Genomic DNA, 22,206 nt, shown 5'->3' with positions numbered 1-22,206 from the left:
AACTTATCTCAATGCATATTAATTGAAAAATTATTATACAATGCGTTAATACTCTAATGATTTTGATTTATAAAGATAAATTTAGGAATTAATAAAAATAAAAAAATATAAATTAATAAAAAATGATATTAACAAAGAAAAATAAATTTGATTATAAAGCAAAAAAATTTTGTGACTTTTCTAGAAATAGATTTCTATTAGCTAAATTTATACAATGTACTAAAAATCAAAGCAAATAAAGAACTCCTTATAAAACAAACTAATAATTTAAATTAATTACAAAATTTTTACTATTTATATTTCTAAATTCCAAAAAATTTTGTAGCCATCTTCCATTTCTAATTTTTATGCTAAGCATATAAAAAGAAATTTTATACTCATCAACTCAAATCAATTAAAAAGAAGCCAAATTTATGGCTTCTTTTTGTCTTTTATTTAATTAAATCTTATTTAAGACTCATTTGGTTGATTTGGCAAGATACTGCCCATTCTGGTGTTAAACCATCAAATCCTTGAACTCTTGTTGATGCTGATGAGTGGATATTGTTAGAATAAAGTGGAATTTCTGGAAGGTAATCATTGTACCACTCTTGGAATTCTTCCCATTTATCTAGATAAGCTTTTTCATCACCAGGTTTTACTTGTCTTAATTCTTCTGTGATTTTATCAACTTTTGGATCATTTGTCTTTGTTTTGTTGTCATTTCCTTTACTATTGTATTGGTAGTAAGGATCAAATGGTGATCCAAATCCAAGTCCCATGTTAAATGCTGTGTATTCTGCTTTATCTCCTTCTTTTGGATTTTCTCTGTAGTTTAGAAGAGTATTAAAGTCACCTGCTTGAACATTGTATTCAAGTCCTGCTTGTTTAGCATTGTCTGGTAATTGATTTGAAAGAAGTGTTGTTATTTCTGATTCTTTTGCACCAAATTGGTTGATTTGCAATTTCTTTCCATTTTCATCATATCTATAGTAATCAAATTTGTCAGCATTATTTTTGTATTCTTCTGCTGCTTTTTTAACATCCCAAGGAGTTTTTCCATCTTTTTCAAATTTGTATGGAGAATTATCTAATCTCTTGTTAGCTTCATCAACATTTAATGTATATTTTGTAAGTTTAGCTTCTACGTCAGCTCCTCTTTCTTTATACATCCATTGGCTAGAACCATACATTCCGTTTGTTACTACTGCATATCCACCTGCAAAGTTTTGTACGAAATCATCTCTGTTCATTAAAAATGCTACTGCTTGTCTTACTTCTTTGTATTGAGTTGGTCCCCTATCATCTAAGAATGATAAACATCCATAACCATTTCTGTCGTAAGCTACATATTGCAATTTCTTTTCTTCAGCAGCTTTTCTAATTTGAGAAATTCTTGAACCATTCATTTCATCTTCGAATACATCTATGTCCCCATTTTTAACAAGGTCTACAGATATTTCTGGGTTTATTGCTTGAATGATTACATTTGGAATTGTAGCTTTGTGTCCTTCAAAATCTCCAGCATATTGGTCGTTAAGTTCCATTTTAACCATATTATTTTCAAATGAAACAAATTTATAAGGTCCACAAGTAACTTTTGGTGCTTTTCTGTAGTCATTTGCATCAAAAAGCATAGCTTGTTCAACAAGCATTTCTGTAGGGTCTATATCATTTCCGCTTTCAGCAGATTTTTTCTTATCTTCAAGAGTTTTTAATTTCTCTTCGTGTTCTTTTTTGTATTCTGGATCTTCTTCGCCAGCTTCTTTTACTTCTGCATCATATTCAGATTTTTCTGTTTCAATTTGCTTATCAAGTGATTCAATGAAAGCTTTTTTATCATCGTCAGATAATTTATATCCATCTTTAAGAGCAAATTTAGATCCATCAATTGTTAAGTTTGGAGCAATATAATGCATTGGTCTTGGGTTCATTGCTTTTAGAGATTCTTCTTCATAGTATGGTAAGAATGATGAATCAATTGTAATTTCAAATGTTTGATCATCAATTTTCTTAACACCTTCAAATTCTTTAGTTTTACCTTCTCTAAAGTCATTGTAACCCTTTAATGAATCTCCACCGATTTCAGTAGATCCTGTTATAAGAGAATAGTCTTGTGGTGAGTGTAAAAGTGCTTTGAATAAATAATCATCAGCAGTTACAGGTTTACCATCAGACCATTTAAGATCTTTTTTAATTTTGAAAGTGAAAGTTTTTGAGCCATCTTCATTTTCTTTTTCTTGAGGATCTCCATCAAGAACTGTTTTATTAACTACATATTTTCCACCCTTATCTTTAACATAAGTATCATAACCAACAGAACCTTGGATTCCCATAAATTCTCTTGCTCTTACGTCGTTTTGGCTGTTATTAAAACCTTGGATGAATTCTCCACCAAGTGAATCAACACCTACTACAAGTGTATCATCATTAGTTTGCTTTTTAAATTCTTCATCCTTAGCTTGTTCGTTACTTGCATTGTTGTCTCCAGCATTTGAGCCGTTATTGTCTTTGTTTCCGCTACCGCCACAAGCAGTAAGTGTTAAAACTAAGCCAAGCGCAAAAGCTTGTGAGAAAACTTTTTTTACATTCATCCTTCTCTCCTCTTTTCTTTTTATTTTTGATTTATATGAATACATTATAGTTTATATTTATGTTTTTGTCAAACTCCATTTGTTACTGATAATTTCAATAAAATTAAATAAAAAAAATATTTAAGAAATTTTACAATTTTATATTTATACAAAATTTTAAGTTTTTTTTGTAGAAAAATTAGAGGTTTTTTTTAATTTATTAAGGTAAACTATTGAAATGATAAGTTTTGCTTCATTTGCATATTAATAGACTAAATTGTAAATTATAAAATTAAAAAAATTATATTTTCAAAAAATATTTAAGAAATTTTCTTAAATTTTTAAAAATTTTCAAAAAAATAACTAGCAGATAAACTGCTAGTTATTATTGCATTTTTTGCATTTCTATTGTGAATTTTTGTAGAATTTTTTTCTCTATTCTTGATACTGTCATTTGAGAAATAGAAAGTTTATTTGCTATATCTACTTGGGTTCTTCCTTCGTAGTATCTTAATTCTAAAATTTGTTTTTCTAAGTCGTTTAGTCTTTCGGTTGACTTATCTATCAAATCTTTTAATTCTACTGAATCAAAATTTTTGTCGTCTTCTCCTATCATGTCGGATAAATCTACGGAATTTTCTCCTTTTTGGACTTGATATTTCATATCCAAACTTTGTGGGGAATAAACCTTGCTTGCCTCTATTGTTTCAAGAATTGTTTCTTCATCTTCTCCAAGGTAAGCTGCAATGTCTTTTATAGTTGGGGTTCTTTGGAGTTCTTGGGGAAGAATTTTTTTTGCTACATTTATTTTTTTGTAGAGATTTTGAATTCTTCTTGGAACTCTTATTACCCAGCCCTTGTCCCTAAAATATCTTTTTAGCTCGCCCATTATTGTTGGAGTTGCAAAGGATGAAAATTCGTATCCTTTTGATGGATCGTACCTATCAATGGCATAGATTAGACCAAGAGATGCTACTTGATAAAGGTCATCTTTTTCGATTCCTTTTCCTACGTATTTGTTGGAAAGGATGTCGACTATATACATGTGATCTTCTATAAGCTCATTTCTCAGATCCTTGTCCCTTGTTTTATAAAATTGTTCAAATTTTTCTTTGATCTCTTTTTTTCTTTCAAGAGATTCTTTTGTATCTGCCATAATTATTTCTCTTTTGTAAGTATTATCTTATCTTCAAAAACTTCTACCTTGTCTGCTAATTGTTCAAGGATAATTTGTTTGATTTTTAGATTTTCCTCTTCAATTTCCCTATCTTTTCCTATAACTTCTACTTTCATTAAATTCTCTTTTGTATAGAAATTTATTTTTATATTTCTATCGCTCATTTTATAATTTATTGCTTCTGATACAACGACTCTTATATCTTCAACTTCTTCTATGTCAAAGCCAATGTCGCTTGCAAGGCTTGCTGCTAAAAGCCTCATTGATTTTAAATAAATGGTTTTTGGTGGAATTGTTAAACTTATGGTATCCATTATTCCTCCATCTCAAATAAATCACTTATGTCTGTTATTTTAAATAATTTTTTGATATTTTCTTTTGGATTAATTATTTTTACACTTTTATCTTTTTCTTTTTGATCTTTGTATATATTTATGAACATACCAAGACCTGTTGAATCTATATAATCCAATTTTTCAAGATCGATTATAAAATCTGTATCAGTATTTTTTAAATACTCATCGCAAAATTTAGAAAAATCTTCTTTTGAATAAACGTCTAAATCCCCAATAAGTTTTACTAATAAGTGATCATTTTTTTCTTCAATATTTGCCTTAAACATTTCTAGTCCTCGCTGTTTTCTTCATAATATTTGGTTACAGAAACAATAAAGTCCTCAGTATTTTCTAAATTCTTTAATTTTACTCCTAGGGTATTTCTACCTGTTGTTGATATGTCTCTTGCTGATATTCTAATCATATCTCCTTTTAAGGAAACCATCATTATGTCGTCATCCAAATTAGCAGGAAGAGTTGCTACCACATTTCCAGTTTTTTCTGTGATTTTGTGGCATCTTACACCTTTTCCTCCCCTATTTTGATTGTTAAAATTATTGAAGGATGTTTTTTTACCAAAACCATTTGCAGTTACTACTAGCAAATAAACTTCATCCTCAACTATATTCATTGACACAACATTGTCATCTTTAGAAAGTCTAATAGCCCTTACTCCACGAGCATTTCTTCCCATAGATCTGATGTCTGATGAGGCAAATTTTATTGCCATTCCTTTTTGAGTTGTTACAATTATATCACAAGGATGATCTATTTGCCTAATTGAAACAAGTCTATCATCATCTTCAAGTGAAATTGCTATAATTCCATTTCTTTGAATATTTGTAAATAATTGGGCATCAGTTTTTTTGATTTTTCCCTTTTCAGTTTGGAAGACTAATTGGCTGTTGTCACTAAGCTCTGATAATTCCATTATGTCAGTTATTTTTTCATTTGTTGCAAGAGAAATTATATTTATTATAGCTTGACCTCTTGATTGCCTGCTTGCTTCTGGAATTTCGTAGCAATTTAGTGAATAAACTCTTCCAAGATTTGTAAAGCAAAGTAAGGATTCGTGAGTGTTTGTTGTAAGAATTTTTTGGATAAAGTCATTTTCCTTTGTATTTCCAGCGGAAATTCCCTTTCCTCCCCTATTTTGTACCTTATAAGTATTTATTGGAAGTCTTTTTATATAACCATCATGAGTTAAAGAAATTAATACGTCTTCTTTTTCAATCAATTCTTCAATATCAAATTCTCCCTCATCTGGAACAATTTTCGTTCTTCTGTCATCAGCAAATTTTTCTTTTATTTCTAAAATTTCTTCTTCGATAACACCAATTAATTTTTCTTCATCATTTAAAATCGATGTAAAATATTCGATTTTTTCAGCTAATTCCTTATCTTCTGCTTGCAATTTTTCAATTTCAAGACCTGATAGTCTTTTTAATTGCATATCAAGAATTGCTTGAGATTGTAAATCTGTTAGGCCAAATCTTTCATTAAATATTTTTTTGATTTGGTCGTTATCATAAGATGATCTGATTATTTTAATAATTTCATCGATATTATCAATGGCAATAATCAAACCTTCAACTATGTGTTTTCTCTTTTGAGCCTTATCAAGGTCGAATCTTGTTCTTCTTCTTACTACATTTTTTTGATGTTCAATGTAGTATTTTATAAGTTCTTTTAAATCAAGAATTTTTGGAACACCATCTACTAGGGCAAGATTTATAATTCCGAAAGTTGTTTCAAGTTGAGTTTGTTTGTAAAGATTATTTAGGACTATATTTGCATTTGCATCCCTTTTTACCTCAATTACAATTCTCATTCCCTTTCTGTCGGATTCATCTCTAATATCTGAAATTCCTTCTAGCTTTTTATCTTTAACATATTCAGCAATTTTTTTGATTAAATTTGCCTTATTTACTTGGTAAGGAATTTCAGTAACTATTATTCTTTCCCTATTTTTTTTGAAAGGTTCAATTTTTGCAACAGCACGAAGTTTTAATTTTCCACGTCCTGTTTTGTAGGCTTTTTTGATTCCGGATTTTCCAAGAATTTGTGCTCCAGTTGGAAAATCTGGTCCTTTTATAATTTCTGCCAATTCTTTTATAGAAATTTCTGGATTTTTCATATAAGCAATACAAGCATCAATTGAATCTCCCAAATTATGAGGAGCCATATTGGTTGCCATTCCTACTGCTATACCATTTGATCCATTTACCAAAAGATTTGGAAATCTTGATGGAAGAACTGTTGGTTCTTTTTCTTCTTCATCAAAGTTTGGCATAAAATCAACTGTATCTTTGTTTATATCTCTAAGCATTTCCTTGGCGATTTTGCTCATTTTAACTTCTGTATAACGCATAGCTGCTGCGTCATCGCCATCAATTGAACCAAAGTTTCCTTGACCGCTTGCCAAAGGATACCTAGTTGAAAAATCTTGAGCAAGTCTTACAAGGGCATCGTAGATTGCAGAGTCTCCATGAGGGTGGAATTTACCCATAACCTCTCCGACAACTCTGGCTGATTTTCTGGTTGGCTTATTTGGATCAAGTCCAAGACCTTCCATTCCGTATAAAATTCTTCTATGAACTGGTTTTAATCCATCACGTACATCTGGTAGGGCTCTTGAAACAATTACTGACATGGAATATTCCAAGTAAGCACTTCTCATTTGCTTTTCGAGATCTACCTCTATGATGTTTTTATAGCTTTCTTCTGTCATTTATCCTCCTAGACATCTAAGTTTTCAACATATTGGGCGTTTTCTTCTATAAATTCTCTTCTAGGTTCTACCTTTTCACCCATTAGCATTGAAAATGTTGCGTCTGTTGACATTTGTGAATCTTCTTTTTCATAAACTTGAAGTAAGACTCTGTTTTCTGGATCCATTGTTGTTTCCCACAATTGCTCTGCGTTCATCTCTCCAAGACCCTTGTATCTAGAAATTTTGTAATTATCTACTTTCCATTCTTTTACAATTTCATCTAACTCTTTATCTGTATAGCAATATCTTTCTTTTTTTCCACTTGAAATTTTATAAAGTGGTGGTTGGGCAATATAAATATGCCCTCCATCTACAAGTGGTTTCATGTATCTATAGAAAAATGTCAAAAGTAAGGTTCTAATGTGAGCCCCATCTACATCGGCATCTGTCATAATTATAATTTTTCCATAGCGGAGTTTACTTATATCAAATTCCGAACCAATTCCTGTACCAAAAGCTGTAATCATTGATTTTATTTCTTCATAATTTAAAATCCTATCAAGATTTGCCTTTTCTACATTCATTATTTTTCCTCTTAGAGGAAGAATTGCTTGAATTCTATTGTCACGACCGCCTTTTGCAGATCCACCAGCTGAATTACCCTCTACTATAAAGATTTCATTTTCTCCTATATCTTGAGATTGGCAATCGGCAAGTTTTCCTGGAAGAGTTGTTGAATCAAGAATTGATCTTTTTCTTGTTAAATCTCTTGCTTTTCTTGCAGCCTCTCTTGCCCTTCTAGATGCTAGGGCTTTTTGGATTATAGTTTTGGCAATTTTTGGATTTTCTTCTAAGAAATTTCCCATGTGCTCTGAGAAAAATGCATCAACTGCTCCTCTTACTTCGCTATTTCCAAGTTTTCCCTTTGTTTGTCCTTCAAATTGAGGATTTGAAATTTTTACTGAAATAATTGCAGTAATTCCTTCTCTTGCATCATCTCCTTGAAGATTATCTTCATTTTCTTTTAAAAGATTATATTTTCTAGCATAATCATTTACACTTCTTGTCAAAGCTGACCTAAATCCTGAAAGATGAGTTCCACCTTCTAGGGTGTAAATATTATTTGCAAATGTTAGGATATTTTCGCTATATCCATCTGTATATTGAAAAGAAATTTCTATTTCTGTAGATTCTTGACGTCCTTCAAAATATGGTACTTCTTTAAAGATTGGAGTTTTATTTCTATTTAAATATTCTACAAATTCTTTGATTCCACCGTCATATTTAAATTCAATTTCTGACTCATCTCTTTTATCTTCAAAAATAAGTCTTACTCCCTTATTTAAAAAGGCCATTTCCCTAAATCTATTTTCTAAGGTTTTTTTATCATAAACAGTTACATCAAAAATTTCTGGATCTGCTTTAAAAGTGATTTTTGTTCCACTTTCTTTTGTATCTCCAACAATTTCAAGATCACTTGTTGGTTTTCCTCTTTCAAAAGTCATTCTATGAATATGACCTTCTCTTTTTACTTCTGCAATTAAATATTCGCTTAGAGCATTTACAACTGAAACTCCAACTCCGTGAAGTCCTCCTGAAACCTTGTAAGCCTTATCGTCAAATTTTCCACCAGCGTGCAAAACTGTAAGAACTGTTTCTAGGGTTGATTTTCCAGTTTGTGGATGCTTTTCAATAGGTATTCCTGATCCATCATCTTCTACTGTTACTATATTATTTTCATCAATACTTATTTTTATGTAGTCACAACGACCTGCAAGAGCCTCATCAACAGAATTGTCTACAACTTCGTAAACTAAGTGATGAAGTCCCCTTTCGCTTGTTGAACCTATATACATTCCAGGTCTAAGTCTTACTGGTTCAAGTCCTTTTAAGACCCTAATGTTCGATGCATTATATTCTGAATTTTCCATAAGATTCCTTTCTATTATTTAATTCGACCATCTTTTATTTTTCTAATTTTACTACTACTAACCCCATCCAAACTTTTGGTGTTTGTTGCTGTAATTATTGTTTGAAATTCTCCTAAATTTTCCAATAAAAAATTTGATCTTTTTTCATCAAGTTCTGAAAAAACATCGTCAAATAAGATTATCGCCTTATCTTGGCTAGTATTTTCTATTAAATTTACATTGGCAAGTTTAATATTCAAAATAGCAGATCTTTGTTGACCTTGAGATCCAAATTTTTTTGTATCTTTGCCATTTATTATTATATCAATTTCATCTCTTTGACTGCCTGATGTAGTCCTAAAATATTTTAAATCATCAGAAATATTTTTAGAAAATTTTTCCCCATATTCTTCCATTGATTTTGCCCTAATGTTTGGCTTATAAATTATGGTTAAATTTTCCTTATTTTCTGTAAGATTTAAATGATTTTTATTGGCATAGGTATTTATTAGGGAAATATATTTTTCCCTAAACCTATAAATTTTATAATTTAGCCTAATTATTTGCTGGTCAAATGCCATAAGCTCAGTTTTAAAATATTTTGACCTTTGATTTTTTAATAATTTATTTCTTTGGCTTAAAATTTTATCAAAATCCTTTTTAACTGCCTTGTAGCTAAAATTAACACTAATTATTATATCATCAATCAAGTCTCTTCTAAAATTTGGTCCATCTTTTATTATATTTAAATCTTCTGGTGTAAATAAAACTAACTTAAAAAGAGATTTTAAATCCTTGTTTTTGTCATATTTTATTTCATTTACAAATATATCTTTTTTATTTTCATTTACACTTATATGAACATTTTTAAATGATTGATTTTTTCTAATAATTCCATCAAGGGACATTTCTTTTTCATTAAACATTATAAGGTCCTTGTCCCTAAAGGATTTAAAACTTTTTGCATTTGCCAAATAATATATACTTTCAAGTAAATTTGTTTTTCCTTGGGCGTTATCTCCCAAAAATATATTTATATTTTCATTAAATTCTATATTTTGAGAAAGATAATTTCTAAATTTATTGAGTTTTAAATTTTGAATCCACATTATACAAGACTTATTAAAAATTGATTGTCAAATTCTATTTCATCGCCCTTATAAAGTTTTTTGCCAGCTTGGAAAAATTCTTCGCCATTTACCAAAATTCCATATTCTTTTATAAAATGTTTGGCTTCTCCTCCACTTTGGGCTATGTCCGTTGCCTTTAAAAGATCTTTTGCTAAAATCTCGTCGCATTCAAATTCTATCTTTTCCATAAAAACTCCTATTCTGCAAGTCTAACTGGAAGGGCAAGATAAGTAAATTCTTCATCATCATATTTTGATTCGTTTGGATAAATAAGGCATGGATTTAGAGATGATTTTAAATGCATTCTTATAGTTTGGGTATCACAAGCCTTAACTCCTTCTATCAAATATCTTGCATTAAAGGCAATTTTTACATCATCGCCTTCTTTTTGAATTTGTAAAACTTCTTTCAAATCTCCAATTTCAGAATTTGATTCGATTAGGCACTTATCATCTTCTATATTTATTTTTATAAGATTTGCCCTTTGGGTATTGTTTAATAATTGAGCTCTTTCCAAAGAATTAATAAGTTCTTGCCTATCAACAACAAGGCTTGTTGTAGAAATATCTGAAATTATATTTGTGTAATCAATATAATTTTTATCAATTACCTTGCAATACATTGTAGTATCTCCAGATTCAAAAATTATATCCTTGTCGTCTTTATAAATTTTTGTAATTTTTTCATCATCAATTATCCTTGTCCATTCAGAAATAGATTTTCTTGGAATAATAAGTCTAGCCTTATCCATTGATGATGGATATGATAATTTTAATTTTTTAAGGGCAACCCTATAACCATCAAGGGCTACAAAATTTAAATATCCATCTTTTAATTCAAACAAAATTCCTGTAAGAGCAAGTTTTGTCTCGTCCAAGCTTGTTGCAAATTCTGTTTGTGAAATTGATCTTTTCAATTTATCATTTTGAATTTCTAAATAATCAACGCTTGGTATAGAAAAATTTTTCTTTTCATAATAATCAAAAGCTAGGATATTAAAGTTTGAACCATTGCATTTGATTTTTATTTTTGAATCTTCTAGCTCAATTTTTATTAGCTCATCTGGAAGTTTTCTTACAATATTTGCAATTATATTTGCATTTATTGCCATTTCGCCTTCTTGTACTACCTTACAATTGGCTTTTGTTACAATAGATATTTCTCCATCTGATGATGTTAGTGTTAAAGTATCATTTTTTGCTTCAAAGTATATTAATTCATGTATTTGTATATTGGTTTTTCTCGAAACAGCTTTCAAAGCTATGGAAATTTTATTTGATAAATCTTTTTGTTGAATTTCTATTTTCATATTTGCTCCTAACATATTATATAAACTTAGTAGTATTAGTATTAGGTAGTGTATATATGTGGATAAGTCTTACAAAGCTTTATTTATAAATTAAAAACTCAAATAATAAGTTTTGGATAAGTTTTTATAAGTCATCCACTTTTCCACACAATCCACAGGCTAAAATAATTTTTTTAGAAAGTTAAGCTTATAAACAAGCTTATCCTCAAACTTATACACAATTTGTGGATAACTAAGCTTTTATTTCTTTAATTATATCTTCTATTTCTTGCCTAAAATCTTGGTCTTCTTCCATTAAATCTTTAATTTTATCATGACCATGCATAACCGTTGTATGATCTCTATTAAATTCATTGGCAAGACTTACCAAAGAAATTGATAAAAGATCCCTGCAAAGATACATAGCAATTTGTCTTGGCATTACTATTTCTTTTTTTCTAGATTTACCTCTAAGATCAGCAAGTTTTACATGGTATCTTTCAGCAACTTTTTTTTGAATATCTTCTGCATTTATTTTTTTTCTATCATTATGAACTCTTGAACTTACACCAAGTCTTGCATCTTCAAGGCTTACAAATGATCTGTTATTTGATTTTGCACAAGCAATTGAAGTTGCCAAGGCTCCTTCAAGATCCCTAATATTTGTTTCGATATTTTCTGCAATATATTCCAAAATTTTATAATCAACAACAGCTCCAAGCTCATCTTGTTTTTTTTGTAAAATTGCAACCCTTGTTTCAAAATCAGGTTTTGAAATATCAACTATAATTCCCCAACCAAATCTTGAAACAAGCCTATCTTCCAAGTGCTTAATTTCTTTTGGAGGCCTATCTGATGAAATTACAATTTGTTTTCCTTGATTATATAAATCTTCAAAAGTATGGAAAAATTCTTCTTGAGTACCAGTTTTATTGGCAATAAATTGAATATCATCAATCAAAAGCATATCAACAGAACGATATTTTTTCCTAAATTCTTCATTAGTATTATTTCTAACAGCAGAAATCATTTCATTAGTAAATTTCTCACTAGAAAGATACATCACATAGCAATCATCTCTTTTTTCAAGAATTTCATGAGCTATAGCCTGCATAAGATGAGTTTTTCCAAGTCCACTTGCTCCATAAATAAAAAGCGGATTGTAAACTCTTGAAACCTTATAATTAGCCATATTTTCAGCAACAGATTGGCTTGCAGCAAGAGCTAATTGATTTGATTTTCCTTGGACAAAATTTTTAAAAACATTATTTTTTTCAAGAAGAGGTTTAGGATACTTATTTACATTATTAAGTCTTAGTTGCCCATCATCATCAACATTTTTTCCAAGACTTAAAACTTCATCATAATTAGGTCCATCTTTGGCAACAATTTCAATTTTATATGCCGTATTTTCTCTCTTATTTATATCATTTAAAATAGACTGGAGTTGAGGAACCCAAATTTGGTCAAAAATAAACTTAGTATCATTTTTTGGAATTTCCAAATAAATAGTATCTTCATACTTATTTAGTGGCTTTAAAATTCCAATCCAAGTTTCGTATTGTTGAAGATCTGGAACATTCATTTTCATTTTTTCTTTTAATTCATTAGTTATGTATTCTAGATTCATCTTACAGCTCTCTTTCATAAAATATTATCCACACTTAACAAAATGGTAAATTGTAATAAGTTAATTATATTTTTCGACTTATCCCCAAATTTTGGATAAGTTGTGGATAACTTTAATGTGGATAGGATAAATCTTTATTTTTAGAGAAAATTTTTGCTTATTTTTAAAAAAATAAAATAATACAATTAATTTATCCACAAAAAAAATAAGCAAATCAATAAAAAATAGACTTATCATCATCTTTTACACAAGAGATTATACACTAATATAGCCATTTTGTAAAGTTATCCACAAAATGTTGATAAGTTTGGGATAAGCTAAAAAAATTTAAATTTAGAAAAATTAAAACTATGTGGATAATGTGGATATCTTGATAAAATATAAAAATTTGTAAATATTTTTATGAGTAAATCTTTGATTATAGGAATTTATTAAAAAAATATTTCAAGAAATTTAAAAATTATTCAAATAAAGAACAATCAAAATTGTATGTGTATAAAATATAATTAAAAAAACTTATCCACACATAAATAATAATTTAAATTCGATGGATATTTGCATAAAATTTATAAAACTTATATTAGTATTAAAATTTCAGAAAAAATAGAAATTTACACACAAAAATTTTAAATTTTAAAAAATTTAAAGTATTATTTTTTATTTTCAAATAAAAATATAAACCTATAAAATTTAAGCATTAATTTTTAATTTAAATTTTTGTATTTTTATATTTAAAACCTTGACTTTCTACCATTATTTAAATATAATAAAAGACAGCGTAAAATAATAGGAGGTGATAATATGAAGAGAACTTATCAACCAAATAGAAGAAAAAGAAAAAAAGACCATGGCTTTAGAAAAAGAATGTCAACTCCCGCTGGTAGAAGAGTTTTAAAATCCAGAAGACAAAAGGGAAGAAAGAAATTATCTGCATAATAAAAAAGCTGCGGCTTTTTTATATTGTAGATAAGTTAGAAGTTAGGTTTTATTCTTATGGAAAAACAATTTAGTTTAAGAAAGAATGTAGACTTTGAAAGAGTTTATAAAAAATCTAAGCACTACTACAATAGAGATTTTACCGTTTTTATAAAAAATAACGGTGTAAATAGGCCAAGGTTTGGCTTTTCTATTTCTAAAAAAATAGGCAAGGCAAATCAAAGAAATAAACTTAAAAGAAGACTTAGGGCAATTGTTTATGAAAATTATAGGAATATTAATAATGTAGATATAATTATTATTCCAAAAAAACATACCACAGATTTTACTTACCAAAAACTTAAATCTTCTTTGGGACACGTACTTAGTAAAGCCTTTAAGGACAAGAAAATTAGATATGTTAAATAAACTTTTTCTAATATTAATTAGATTTTATCAATTGTTTATTTCTCCACTATTAGGCTCTGGAAAATGTAAATATTATCCTACTTGTAGCCAATATGCTATTGACTGTTTTAAAAAGTACAATTTTTTTAAGGCCTTTTTTAAGGCTTGTTGGAGAATTCTAAGGTGCAATCCTTTTTCTAAAGGAGGATACGATCCGGCCTAGCAATTGATTTTTTATATTTACACTAGAGATTAGGAGAGATAATGTTAAGTTTTATAGCACAAATATTGGGTAGCTTAATGAAATTTATTTATGATTCTTTAGTAAATAATTTTACTGAACCATCTAATATAAGTTTTTATGCTATTTCAATTATTTTAATGACAGTTTTGGTATCATTAATTACTATACCAATGACTATGAATCAACAAAAACAAGCGGCAAAAAGTGGAGAGATTCAGCCAAAAGTTGAAGAAATTAAGAAAAAATATGCCTACGATCCTCAAATTATGCAACAAAAAATGCAACAATTATATAAGGAAGAAGGCGTAGGACCAGGAATATCTTCATGTTTGGTTATGATTTTCCAATTATTAATACTTTTATCTTTATATAGGGTTATTCAAAATCCAAATAAATTTATATTTGCAGGTGAAATGCACCAAGTTAAAGATAATTTTTTATGGGTACCAACCCTTTCTAAGGCAGATCCTTTATTTTATGGTTTGCCACTTTTAACAAGTATAAGCCAATTAGGTGTTCAACTTTTCACAATGAAAACATCACCTCAAGGTCAAGCTCAAAATACTCCTGGTATGGGTTCTATGAATAATATGCTTTTGGCTATGCCAGTAATTTATTATTTTGTATTTAGAAACCTTCCTGCAGGTTTGCCTTTATATTGGACAACAAGCTCACTTGCAAGACTTTTAATTCTTGGAGGACAATATTTAGTTGGCCTAAGCAAAAGAGATAAAGAGGAAAAAGATGAAAAGATCAATAGTAAAAACAGCAAAAACTAAAGATGAAGCTATTAATGAAGCTTTAAAAGAAATTAATAAATCAATAAATGAAGTTGATATTGAAGTTATAGAAGAAGAATCTACAGGATTTTTAGGTTTAATTGGACAAAAAGATGCTGTTGTTAAAATTTCTTACGATGAAGATATTAATGAGGGAATTGATTCATTAATGAAAGAAATTGAAGAAGATAGCAAAAAAGAGCTAGAAAAAGAATTTGATTTGGAAGATTTATCAGAAAAAATAGAAGAAGAAAATTCTTTTGAAGATGAATTGGATGAAAAAGAAAATTTGGATGAAATAAATGAATCTTTTGAAGACTTAATAGAAGAAGATTTTGAAGAAGAATTAGAAGATTCTGACCAAAAAGAAGATGAAGTAAGTCTTTATTACAAAGCAAAAGATTTGTTAGAAGAAATTTTAATCCAAATGCACTTTGAAGATGTAAAAGTTATTGGAAATTTAGAAGATAACATCATTAAGCTTGATGCAAAAATTGATCCAAAAGATACAGGGATTGTAATTGGCAAAAATGGAAGAACCCTTGATGCAATTGAAACTGTAATAAGAAAAATTATAAAAGCAAGATCAAATAAGGTTAAGCTTAATATTGATATAAATAACTACAAAAAAAGACGTGATGAAAAAATCGTAATGCTTGCTGATAAGGCGTGCAAAAAAGTTTTAAAAACAAGAAAAAGTTGGAACTTAAAATATATGAATTCCTATGAAAGAAGACTTGCTCACGAGCAAATTTCAAAATATGATAAGCTTGATTCTCACTCAGAAGGAGTTGAGCCAAAAAGATATGTTGTAGTTGATTATAAATTAGATTAACATAAAGGATGTTTCACGTGAAACATCTTTTTTAATTGGTAAAATTAATGTATAATATGGAAAGAATGAAAATTTTGTTTATGTCAAAGGTAAACAGTCATTTTAGAAAGGATGAATTATGAGTGAATCTACAATAGCAGCAATTTCTACGCCACAAGGTAGTGGTGGTATATCTATAGTTCGTATGAGTGGCGATAAATCTTTTGACATTATAAAAAAGATTTTTAAGCCAATAAATAACAGGGCTTTAGATAAAGAAAAAGATAATAGGATGATGAGATACGGTCATATAGAAAAAGACGGCCGTATTTTTGATGAAGTTATGGTTAATTTTATGAAAGGACCAAACACCTACACAAGAGAAGATATTTGCGAGATAAATTGCCACGGTTCAATGATTTCTGTAAGAGATATTTTGAATTTATTATTGGATATGGGCTGTGAGCTTGCAGATAGGGGAGAATTTACAAAAAGAGCTTTTCTTAATGGAAGAATAGATTTATCCCAAGCTGAGGCAGTTCTTGATATTATAAATTCAACCAATGAATTATCACAAAAACAAGGTTTAAAACATTTATCAGGTTTGTTAAGAGAAAAAATTGAGGAAATTAGAAATATAGAACTTGAGGCCTTATCAAGAATAGAATATTCTATTAATTTTACCGAAGATGGAGAGGATTTGCCAGTTGATAATATTATAGATTTTATGCAAAAGGCCTATGATGAAATTTCAAAACTTCTAGCAACAGCAAATAAGGGAAAGCTTGTAAAAGATGGGATTGAAACAACTATAATTGGCAAGCCAAATGTAGGAAAATCTTCACTTTTAAATGTTTTATTAAATGAAAACAGGGCAATTGTTACAGATATTCCTGGAACTACAAGAGATTCTATAACTGAGTATATAAATCTTGGAAATTTAACTTTAAAAATTAATGATACGGCAGGAATTAGGGAAACCCACGATGAAGTTGAAAAAATTGGAGTGCAAAGATCAAAAGAATTAGCAGAAGATGCAGATCTTATTATAGCAATATTTGATAGGTCCAGAAAACTAGATCACGAAGATAAGATGATTTTGGATATGTTAAAAGGAAAAAATGCTATTATAATCTTAAACAAAATTGATTTGGATTCAAAAATTTCAAAAATTGATTTTGATGATTCTTTTAAAATTATCGAAACATCTATGGTTTCACGAGATGGAGTTGATAAATTAGAAGGGGCAATTTTTGATATTTTTGATTCAAAAGAATTAAATAAGGAATCTTTGATGATAACAAATTTAAGACATGAAAGATTATTAAATTCTTCAAGAAAAAAACTGGAATCATCATTAGATGATATAAAAGCTTATGTTCCTATTGATTGTGTAGAAGTTGATTTGAGATCTTCTTATGATGATTTGGGACTTATAATAGGAGAAACTGTTTCAGATAAAATAATGGATAAGGTATTTAGGGAGTTTTGTGTTGGAAAATAATAAGTTAGAAAATAAAAATCATAAATATATAGACGAAGCCTATGATGTAGTTGTTGTAGGTGCAGGTCATGCTGGTTGTGAGGCAGGTCTTGCCTCTGCTAGGCTTGGATTTAAAACTTTGGTTCTTACGACAAGTATGGAATCGGTGGCTGATATGCCATGTAATCCTAATATTGGAGGAACTGGAAAGGGACATATAGTTAGAGAAATTGATGCTTTGGGTGGAGAAATGGCAATAAATATTGATAAGACTTTCATCCAATCAAGAATGTTAAATACATCAAAAGGTCCAGCGGTTCATTCTTTGAGAGTTCAAGCTGATAAAATCAAATACCATCAAGAGATGAAAAAAACTCTTGAAAATCAAGAAAATCTTGATTTGTTTGAACAAGAAGTAGATAAAATTAATATTGAAGATGGCAAAGTAAAAAGCGTTGAAACAATTCAAGGGGCAATTTTTCCTACAAAAGCTTGTGTGGTTTGCACAGGAACATATTTAAATGGAAAAATTTTGATGGGAGATTTTCAAAAAACATCAGGTCCACATGGTTTATCTGCAGCAACTCATTTATCCGATAGTTTAGAGCAATTAGGTTTTTCATTAAGACGTTTTAAAACTGGAACTCCAGCAAGAGTTGATAAAAAAAGTCTAGATCTTTCAAAAACTGAAATTCAAAAAGGAGATGAAAATGTTGTTGCCTTTTCATTTTTAAATGAAGACAAAGATTTTTCAGATAAAAAACAAGAAGCTTGTTATTTGACATATACAACAGAAAAAACTAAAGAAATTATTATGGAAAATTTGGATAGGTCACCAATGTATGCAGGCCTTGTAAAAGGAATTGGTCCAAGATATTGTCCATCAATTGAAGATAAAATGGTAAGATTTCCAGATAGGGACATCCACCAAGTTTTTATTGAACCTGAAAGTCTTTCAACAGATGAGATGTATATTCAAGGCGTTTCATCAACTCTTCCTCAAGAAGTTCAAAAAGAATTCTATAAAACCATAGAAGGCTTAGAAAATTGTAAAATCATTAGACCTGCTTATGGAATTGAATATGACTGCCTTGATTCTACAAATTTAAAAAGAAGTTTAGAGTCAAAAGAGATTGAAAATTTATTTTTTGCAGGACAAATAAATGGTTCAAGTGGATATGAAGAAGCTGCAGGGCAAGGTCTTATTGCAGGAATAAATGCAGCTTTAAAATTAAGAGGAGAAGATGCCTTAATTCTTGATAGGTCTGATGCTTATATTGGAGTTTTGATTGATGATTTAGTAACTAAAGGAACTAATGAACCATATAGGATGATGACTTCAAGGTGTGAATATAGACTTACAATGAGGCAAGATAATGCTGATTTTAGGCTTACAGAAAAAGGACATGAAATAGGACTTGTATCAGATGAACGTTATGAAAAAATGGTGGTAAAAAGAGAAAATATTGAAAAAGAAATTTCTAGATTAAAAAATGTAATGATTAGTCCTAACGAAGAAAATAATGAAATTCTAGAAAAAATAGGTTCAAATCCTATAAAAACTGGATATAGTTTGTTCGATCTTATAAAAAGACCAGAATTAACTTATAAAAAATTGGAAGTTTTGGATCCTGATAGACCAGAATTGCCAAAATTCCAACAAATTCAAGTTCAAACAGAAATCAAATATCAAGGATATATCAAAAAACAAATGGCAGATATAGGAAAATTTAAAAAACTTGAAAACAAAAAACTAGACCATGATATTGATTACAGTAAAATCAATGGATTGAAAAAAGAATCAGCAGAAAAATTAAATAAAATAAAACCAGATTCAATAGGTCAAGCCTCAAGAATTTCAGGAGTTTCGCCAGCTGATATAAATGTACTTCTTATAAGACTTAAGGCAGGAGATTTAAATGGATAAGTTTAAAATATATGAACAAATGCTCATAGAAACAAATAAAAAATTTAATCTAACAAGCATAGATGATCCGAAAGAAATAAGGATAAAACATTTTGAAGACTCTCTTACTATAAAATCATATATAAATAAAGGAATGAAAGTTTTGGATATTGGATCAGGAGCTGGATTTCCAGGAATACCTCTAAGAATTGAAACAGATTTTGATTTAACTTTGATAGATTCAGTAAATAAAAAAGTAAATTTTATGAATGAAGTAATAGAAGAATTAAAACTTGAAAAAGCCAAAGCTATTCATATCAGAGCAGAAGATTACGCAAAAGATCATAGAGAAGAATTTGATATGGTTATTTCAAGAGCTGTTGCAAATTTATCAACACTTTCAGAATATGCTCTTCCATTTTTAAAAGTTGGCGGAATATTTATAGCTATGAAAGGTCCAAAAGCAGAAGAAGAATATGAACAAGCACAAAGTGCTTTGAAAATTTTGGGAGGAGAATTAATTAATATTGATACAATTGATCTTTACGGAAATACAAGAAAAAATATTTTAATAAAAAAAGTAAGGTCAACGAAAAAGAAATATCCTAGAGGAAAAAATCAACCCAAAAAGAATCCTTTATAAAAATAAAATAAATAAAAGAAAAAATGTTTCACGTGAAACATTTTTTTATTGAAAATATGTTATACTATTATAGAGAAAAGAGGATTTATGAAAGCACAAATTTTTTCTGTAGGAACAGAAATATTATTAGGAAATATTACAGATACTAATTCAAAATTTATAGGACAAAAACTTACAGAATATGGAATAGATGTCTATAAGATGGTAACTATTGGAGATAATTTTGATAGATTGTACCAAGCGATGAAAAATGCTTATGGAAAAGTTGATTATATCTTTGTAACAGGAGGGCTTGGACCAACTGAAGATGACATAAGCAAAGAAGTAGCCATAAAAGTTATAGGTAAAGAAAACCAAGTAGAAATAGATAAAAAATCAAAAGAAAGAATTGAAAGATATTTTTCTAATAATAAAAAAGCTATTGAGGTAAATTTAAAACAAGCAAAATTTCCAAAAGGTGCAATTATTTTAGATAACGACAAAGGAACAGCTCCAGGTTGCATAATGGGAGATAAGACTAAGATAATTCTTCTTCCAGGACCACCAAGAGAAATGGAATATATGTTTGAAAATAAACTTTCAAGTTATTTGAAAAAAGATGCTATTATTAAATCGAAGAATTTAAGAATTGGACTTTTGGGAGAATGGGATATGGCAAATAGAATTGATTTGTCATCAACAAACCCTACAATTTCTCCTTATTTTGATAATGAAGGTGGATTTTTAAGAATTACTGCAAAGGCTAAAAGCGAAAAAGAAGCAGATTTTTTATTAAATGAAAAAGAAAAAGAAGTTAAAAATATTTTTGGAAATTTGTTTATTTCCGATGATGGTTTGAGAAAAGAAGAAACTTTAATAAATTTATTAAAAGAAAGAAACGAAAAAGTTTCTACTTGTGAATCTATAACAGGGGGATTGATTGCTTCATCAATAATAGATATAAGTGGAGCAAGTGAGGTAATAGAAGAATCCTATATAACTTATTCGGATAAAATTAAAGAAAAGATTTTAAATGTTTCACGTGAAACATTAGAAAAATATAGTGCGGTAAGTGTTGAGTGTGCAAACGAAATGGTGGAAGGCTTATACAAAATTACAAATTCAAGTCTTTGTATAGGATCAACTGGCTATGCCCACAAGGGAGAGGTAATTCTTGCTATAAAATATAAGAACCAAAAAGTTATAAAAAAATTTCAATTTTCAGCTGATAGGAATAAGGCAAGACTTTTTGCAAAAAATCGAGCCTTAGATCTTGCTATAATTATTATGAGAGGTAAGTATGAAGACAATATCGATATTTAATCAAAAAGGTGGAGTAGGAAAAACTACAAGCGTTGTAAATCTTGCGGTATCCTTGTCAAAACTTAATAAAAAAGTATTGGTTATTGATTTTGATCCACAAGCCAATACGACAACAGGTCTTGGTTTTGATAAAAATGAACTTGAAAAATCAATATACAAATTGTTTTATGATGAAGGGGATAATCACAAGGATTATATTTTAAAAAGTGAGGAAGGTCCTTATCTAATAGCTAGCGAAAATTCCTTGTCAGGTCTTGAAGTAGAGCTTGTAAGTCTTGATCAAGAAGAAAGATTGAAAATGCTTAGCCAAATCATTGAAGAAATAAAAAAAGATTTTGACATTATTTTGATAGATTGCCCGCCATCTTTGGGACTTTTGTCTTTAAATGCTCTTGTAGCTAGTGATTCTATAATTATTCCTATTCAAACAGAATACTATGCTCTTGAGGGAGTGAGCGAGCTATTAAAAACTTATCAAACAATAAAAGAATCCATAAAAGAAGATTTGGAAATTGAGGGAGTTTTACTTTGTATGTTTGATAAGGATACGGATTTATCTTATGAAGTAGTAGAAGAAGTAAAATTATTTTTTAAAGAAAAAGTATTTTCTACTATGATTCCAAGAAATATAAAACTCGCAGAGGCGCCATCATTTGGAAAATCTGTTATATCTTATGATGAAAAATCTAAGGGAGCTAGAGCTTACTTGTCTTTGGCAAAAGAGCTTGTAGAAAATATTTTTGGAAAAAAGGAAAACTTAGAAAAAAATTCAAAGATTGAAGAAAAAAATGATAATTTAAATAATGCTGAGATAAAAAATTCAGAAAAAACTAAAGAAATCTGTGATGAAAAATCTAAGGAAGATAAAAACATAGTTAAGAATGATAAAAAAGAAAATTCTGATGAGACAATAGTAAAGAAAAATAAATTTTCTTTTAATAAAAATAAACTAGTAAATAATGAAAAGAGGGATTAGC

General features: G+C 28.9%; 20 protein-coding genes. 10 read left to right on the top strand and 10 right to left on the bottom strand.

All coding sequences use genetic code 11. The features are described 5' to 3' along the window. Window positions 1–446: 446 nt before the first annotated feature. From HMPREF0078_RS07860 to dnaA, 10 genes are all read right to left on the bottom strand, one after another. Window positions 447–2,573: an ABC transporter substrate-binding protein gene (locus HMPREF0078_RS07860; protein WP_039920637.1), complete on the bottom strand. Its 2,127-nt coding sequence runs from the start codon at window positions 2,571–2,573 to the stop codon at window positions 447–449. Between the two features lie 364 nt (window positions 2,574–2,937). Beyond that, window positions 2,938–3,708, bottom strand: coding sequence for a SigB/SigF/SigG family RNA polymerase sigma factor (locus HMPREF0078_RS07855; protein ID WP_004839617.1), 771 nt, complete (start codon window positions 3,706–3,708; stop codon window positions 2,938–2,940). 2 nt (window positions 3,709–3,710) lie between these two features. Continuing rightward, window positions 3,711–4,043: an ATP-binding protein gene (locus HMPREF0078_RS07850; RefSeq protein WP_004839616.1), complete on the bottom strand. Its 333-nt coding sequence runs from the start codon at window positions 4,041–4,043 to the stop codon at window positions 3,711–3,713. Further along, the gene (locus HMPREF0078_RS07845) at window positions 4,043–4,351 is read right to left on the bottom strand and encodes an STAS domain-containing protein (RefSeq protein ID WP_004839615.1); all 309 of its coding nucleotides are present in this window, start codon (window positions 4,349–4,351) and stop codon (window positions 4,043–4,045) included. Before HMPREF0078_RS07845 ends, HMPREF0078_RS07850 begins: the two co-directional genes overlap by 1 nt. 2 nt (window positions 4,352–4,353) lie before the next feature. Next, window positions 4,354–6,795 carry a DNA gyrase subunit A gene (gyrA, locus tag HMPREF0078_RS07840; RefSeq protein ID WP_004839614.1) on the bottom strand — a complete coding sequence of 814 codons (2,442 nt, stop codon included), beginning with the start codon at window positions 6,793–6,795 and terminating at the stop codon, window positions 4,354–4,356. An 8-nt stretch (window positions 6,796–6,803) separates the two neighbouring features. After that, entirely contained in the window at window positions 6,804–8,708 is a 1,905-nt protein-coding gene (gene gyrB, locus HMPREF0078_RS07835) for a DNA topoisomerase (ATP-hydrolyzing) subunit B (protein ID WP_004839613.1), read from the bottom strand. A 14-nt stretch (window positions 8,709–8,722) separates the two neighbouring features. After that, complete coding sequence (gene recF, locus HMPREF0078_RS07830) at window positions 8,723–9,796, bottom strand: DNA replication/repair protein RecF (protein ID WP_004839612.1); 1,074 nt, start codon at window positions 9,794–9,796, stop codon at window positions 8,723–8,725. Then, a complete protein-coding gene (locus HMPREF0078_RS07825; RefSeq protein ID WP_004839611.1) occupies window positions 9,796–10,005 on the bottom strand; it encodes an RNA-binding S4 domain-containing protein in 210 nt (69 codons plus the stop codon). Before HMPREF0078_RS07825 ends, recF begins: the two co-directional genes overlap by 1 nt. An 8-nt stretch (window positions 10,006–10,013) precedes the next feature. Beyond that, window positions 10,014–11,126 carry a DNA polymerase III subunit beta gene (gene dnaN / locus HMPREF0078_RS07820; protein ID WP_019118856.1) on the bottom strand — a complete coding sequence of 371 codons (1,113 nt, stop codon included), beginning with the start codon at window positions 11,124–11,126 and terminating at the stop codon, window positions 10,014–10,016. A gap of 232 nt (window positions 11,127–11,358) precedes the next feature. Further along, the gene (gene dnaA / locus HMPREF0078_RS07815) at window positions 11,359–12,735 is read right to left on the bottom strand and encodes a chromosomal replication initiator protein DnaA (RefSeq protein WP_039920634.1); all 1,377 of its coding nucleotides are present in this window, start codon (window positions 12,733–12,735) and stop codon (window positions 11,359–11,361) included. Window positions 12,736–13,536: 801 nt separating this feature from the next. Here dnaA and rpmH point away from each other — a divergent pair. The 10 genes from rpmH (at window position 13,537) to HMPREF0078_RS07765 (ending at window position 22,205) form a co-directional block, all read left to right on the top strand. Continuing rightward, a complete protein-coding gene (gene rpmH / locus HMPREF0078_RS07810) occupies window positions 13,537–13,671 on the top strand; it encodes a 50S ribosomal protein L34 (RefSeq protein ID WP_004815746.1) in 135 nt (44 codons plus the stop codon). A gap of 57 nt (window positions 13,672–13,728) precedes the next feature. After that, complete coding sequence (rnpA, locus tag HMPREF0078_RS07805; protein ID WP_004839608.1) at window positions 13,729–14,079, top strand: ribonuclease P protein component; 351 nt, start codon at window positions 13,729–13,731, stop codon at window positions 14,077–14,079. After that, complete coding sequence (gene yidD, locus HMPREF0078_RS07800) at window positions 14,069–14,281, top strand: membrane protein insertion efficiency factor YidD (RefSeq protein WP_004839607.1); 213 nt, start codon at window positions 14,069–14,071, stop codon at window positions 14,279–14,281. The genes rnpA and yidD overlap by 11 nt, the downstream gene beginning before the upstream one ends. 41 nt (window positions 14,282–14,322) lie before the next feature. Continuing rightward, the gene (locus tag HMPREF0078_RS07795; protein WP_004839606.1) at window positions 14,323–15,081 is read left to right on the top strand and encodes a YidC/Oxa1 family membrane protein insertase; all 759 of its coding nucleotides are present in this window, start codon (window positions 14,323–14,325) and stop codon (window positions 15,079–15,081) included. Continuing rightward, window positions 15,047–15,916, top strand: coding sequence for an RNA-binding cell elongation regulator Jag/EloR (gene jag, locus HMPREF0078_RS07790; protein WP_004839605.1), 870 nt, complete (start codon window positions 15,047–15,049; stop codon window positions 15,914–15,916). The genes HMPREF0078_RS07795 and jag overlap by 35 nt, the downstream gene beginning before the upstream one ends. 118 nt (window positions 15,917–16,034) lie before the next feature. Continuing rightward, complete coding sequence (mnmE, locus tag HMPREF0078_RS07785) at window positions 16,035–17,399, top strand: tRNA uridine-5-carboxymethylaminomethyl(34) synthesis GTPase MnmE (RefSeq protein ID WP_004839604.1); 1,365 nt, start codon at window positions 16,035–16,037, stop codon at window positions 17,397–17,399. After that, the gene (gene mnmG / locus HMPREF0078_RS07780) at window positions 17,389–19,305 is read left to right on the top strand and encodes a tRNA uridine-5-carboxymethylaminomethyl(34) synthesis enzyme MnmG (RefSeq protein ID WP_050756657.1); all 1,917 of its coding nucleotides are present in this window, start codon (window positions 17,389–17,391) and stop codon (window positions 19,303–19,305) included. Before mnmE ends, mnmG begins: the two co-directional genes overlap by 11 nt. Continuing rightward, window positions 19,298–19,927, top strand: coding sequence for a 16S rRNA (guanine(527)-N(7))-methyltransferase RsmG (rsmG, locus tag HMPREF0078_RS07775; RefSeq protein ID WP_004839602.1), 630 nt, complete (start codon window positions 19,298–19,300; stop codon window positions 19,925–19,927). Before mnmG ends, rsmG begins: the two co-directional genes overlap by 8 nt. 87 nt (window positions 19,928–20,014) lie before the next feature. Beyond that, window positions 20,015–21,229 carry a CinA family nicotinamide mononucleotide deamidase-related protein gene (locus HMPREF0078_RS07770; RefSeq protein ID WP_004839601.1) on the top strand — a complete coding sequence of 405 codons (1,215 nt, stop codon included), beginning with the start codon at window positions 20,015–20,017 and terminating at the stop codon, window positions 21,227–21,229. Continuing rightward, window positions 21,207–22,205: a ParA family protein gene (locus HMPREF0078_RS07765; protein WP_004839600.1), complete on the top strand. Its 999-nt coding sequence runs from the start codon at window positions 21,207–21,209 to the stop codon at window positions 22,203–22,205. Before HMPREF0078_RS07770 ends, HMPREF0078_RS07765 begins: the two co-directional genes overlap by 23 nt. Window position 22,206 lies beyond the last annotated feature (1 nt).

The organism is Anaerococcus vaginalis ATCC 51170 (assembly GCF_000163295.1).
Taxonomy (GTDB): domain Bacteria; phylum Bacillota; class Clostridia; order Tissierellales; family Peptoniphilaceae; genus Anaerococcus; species Anaerococcus vaginalis.
The sequence above is the reverse complement of the archived record's forward strand: the minus strand, read 5'-3'. Positions and strand labels throughout refer to the sequence as shown.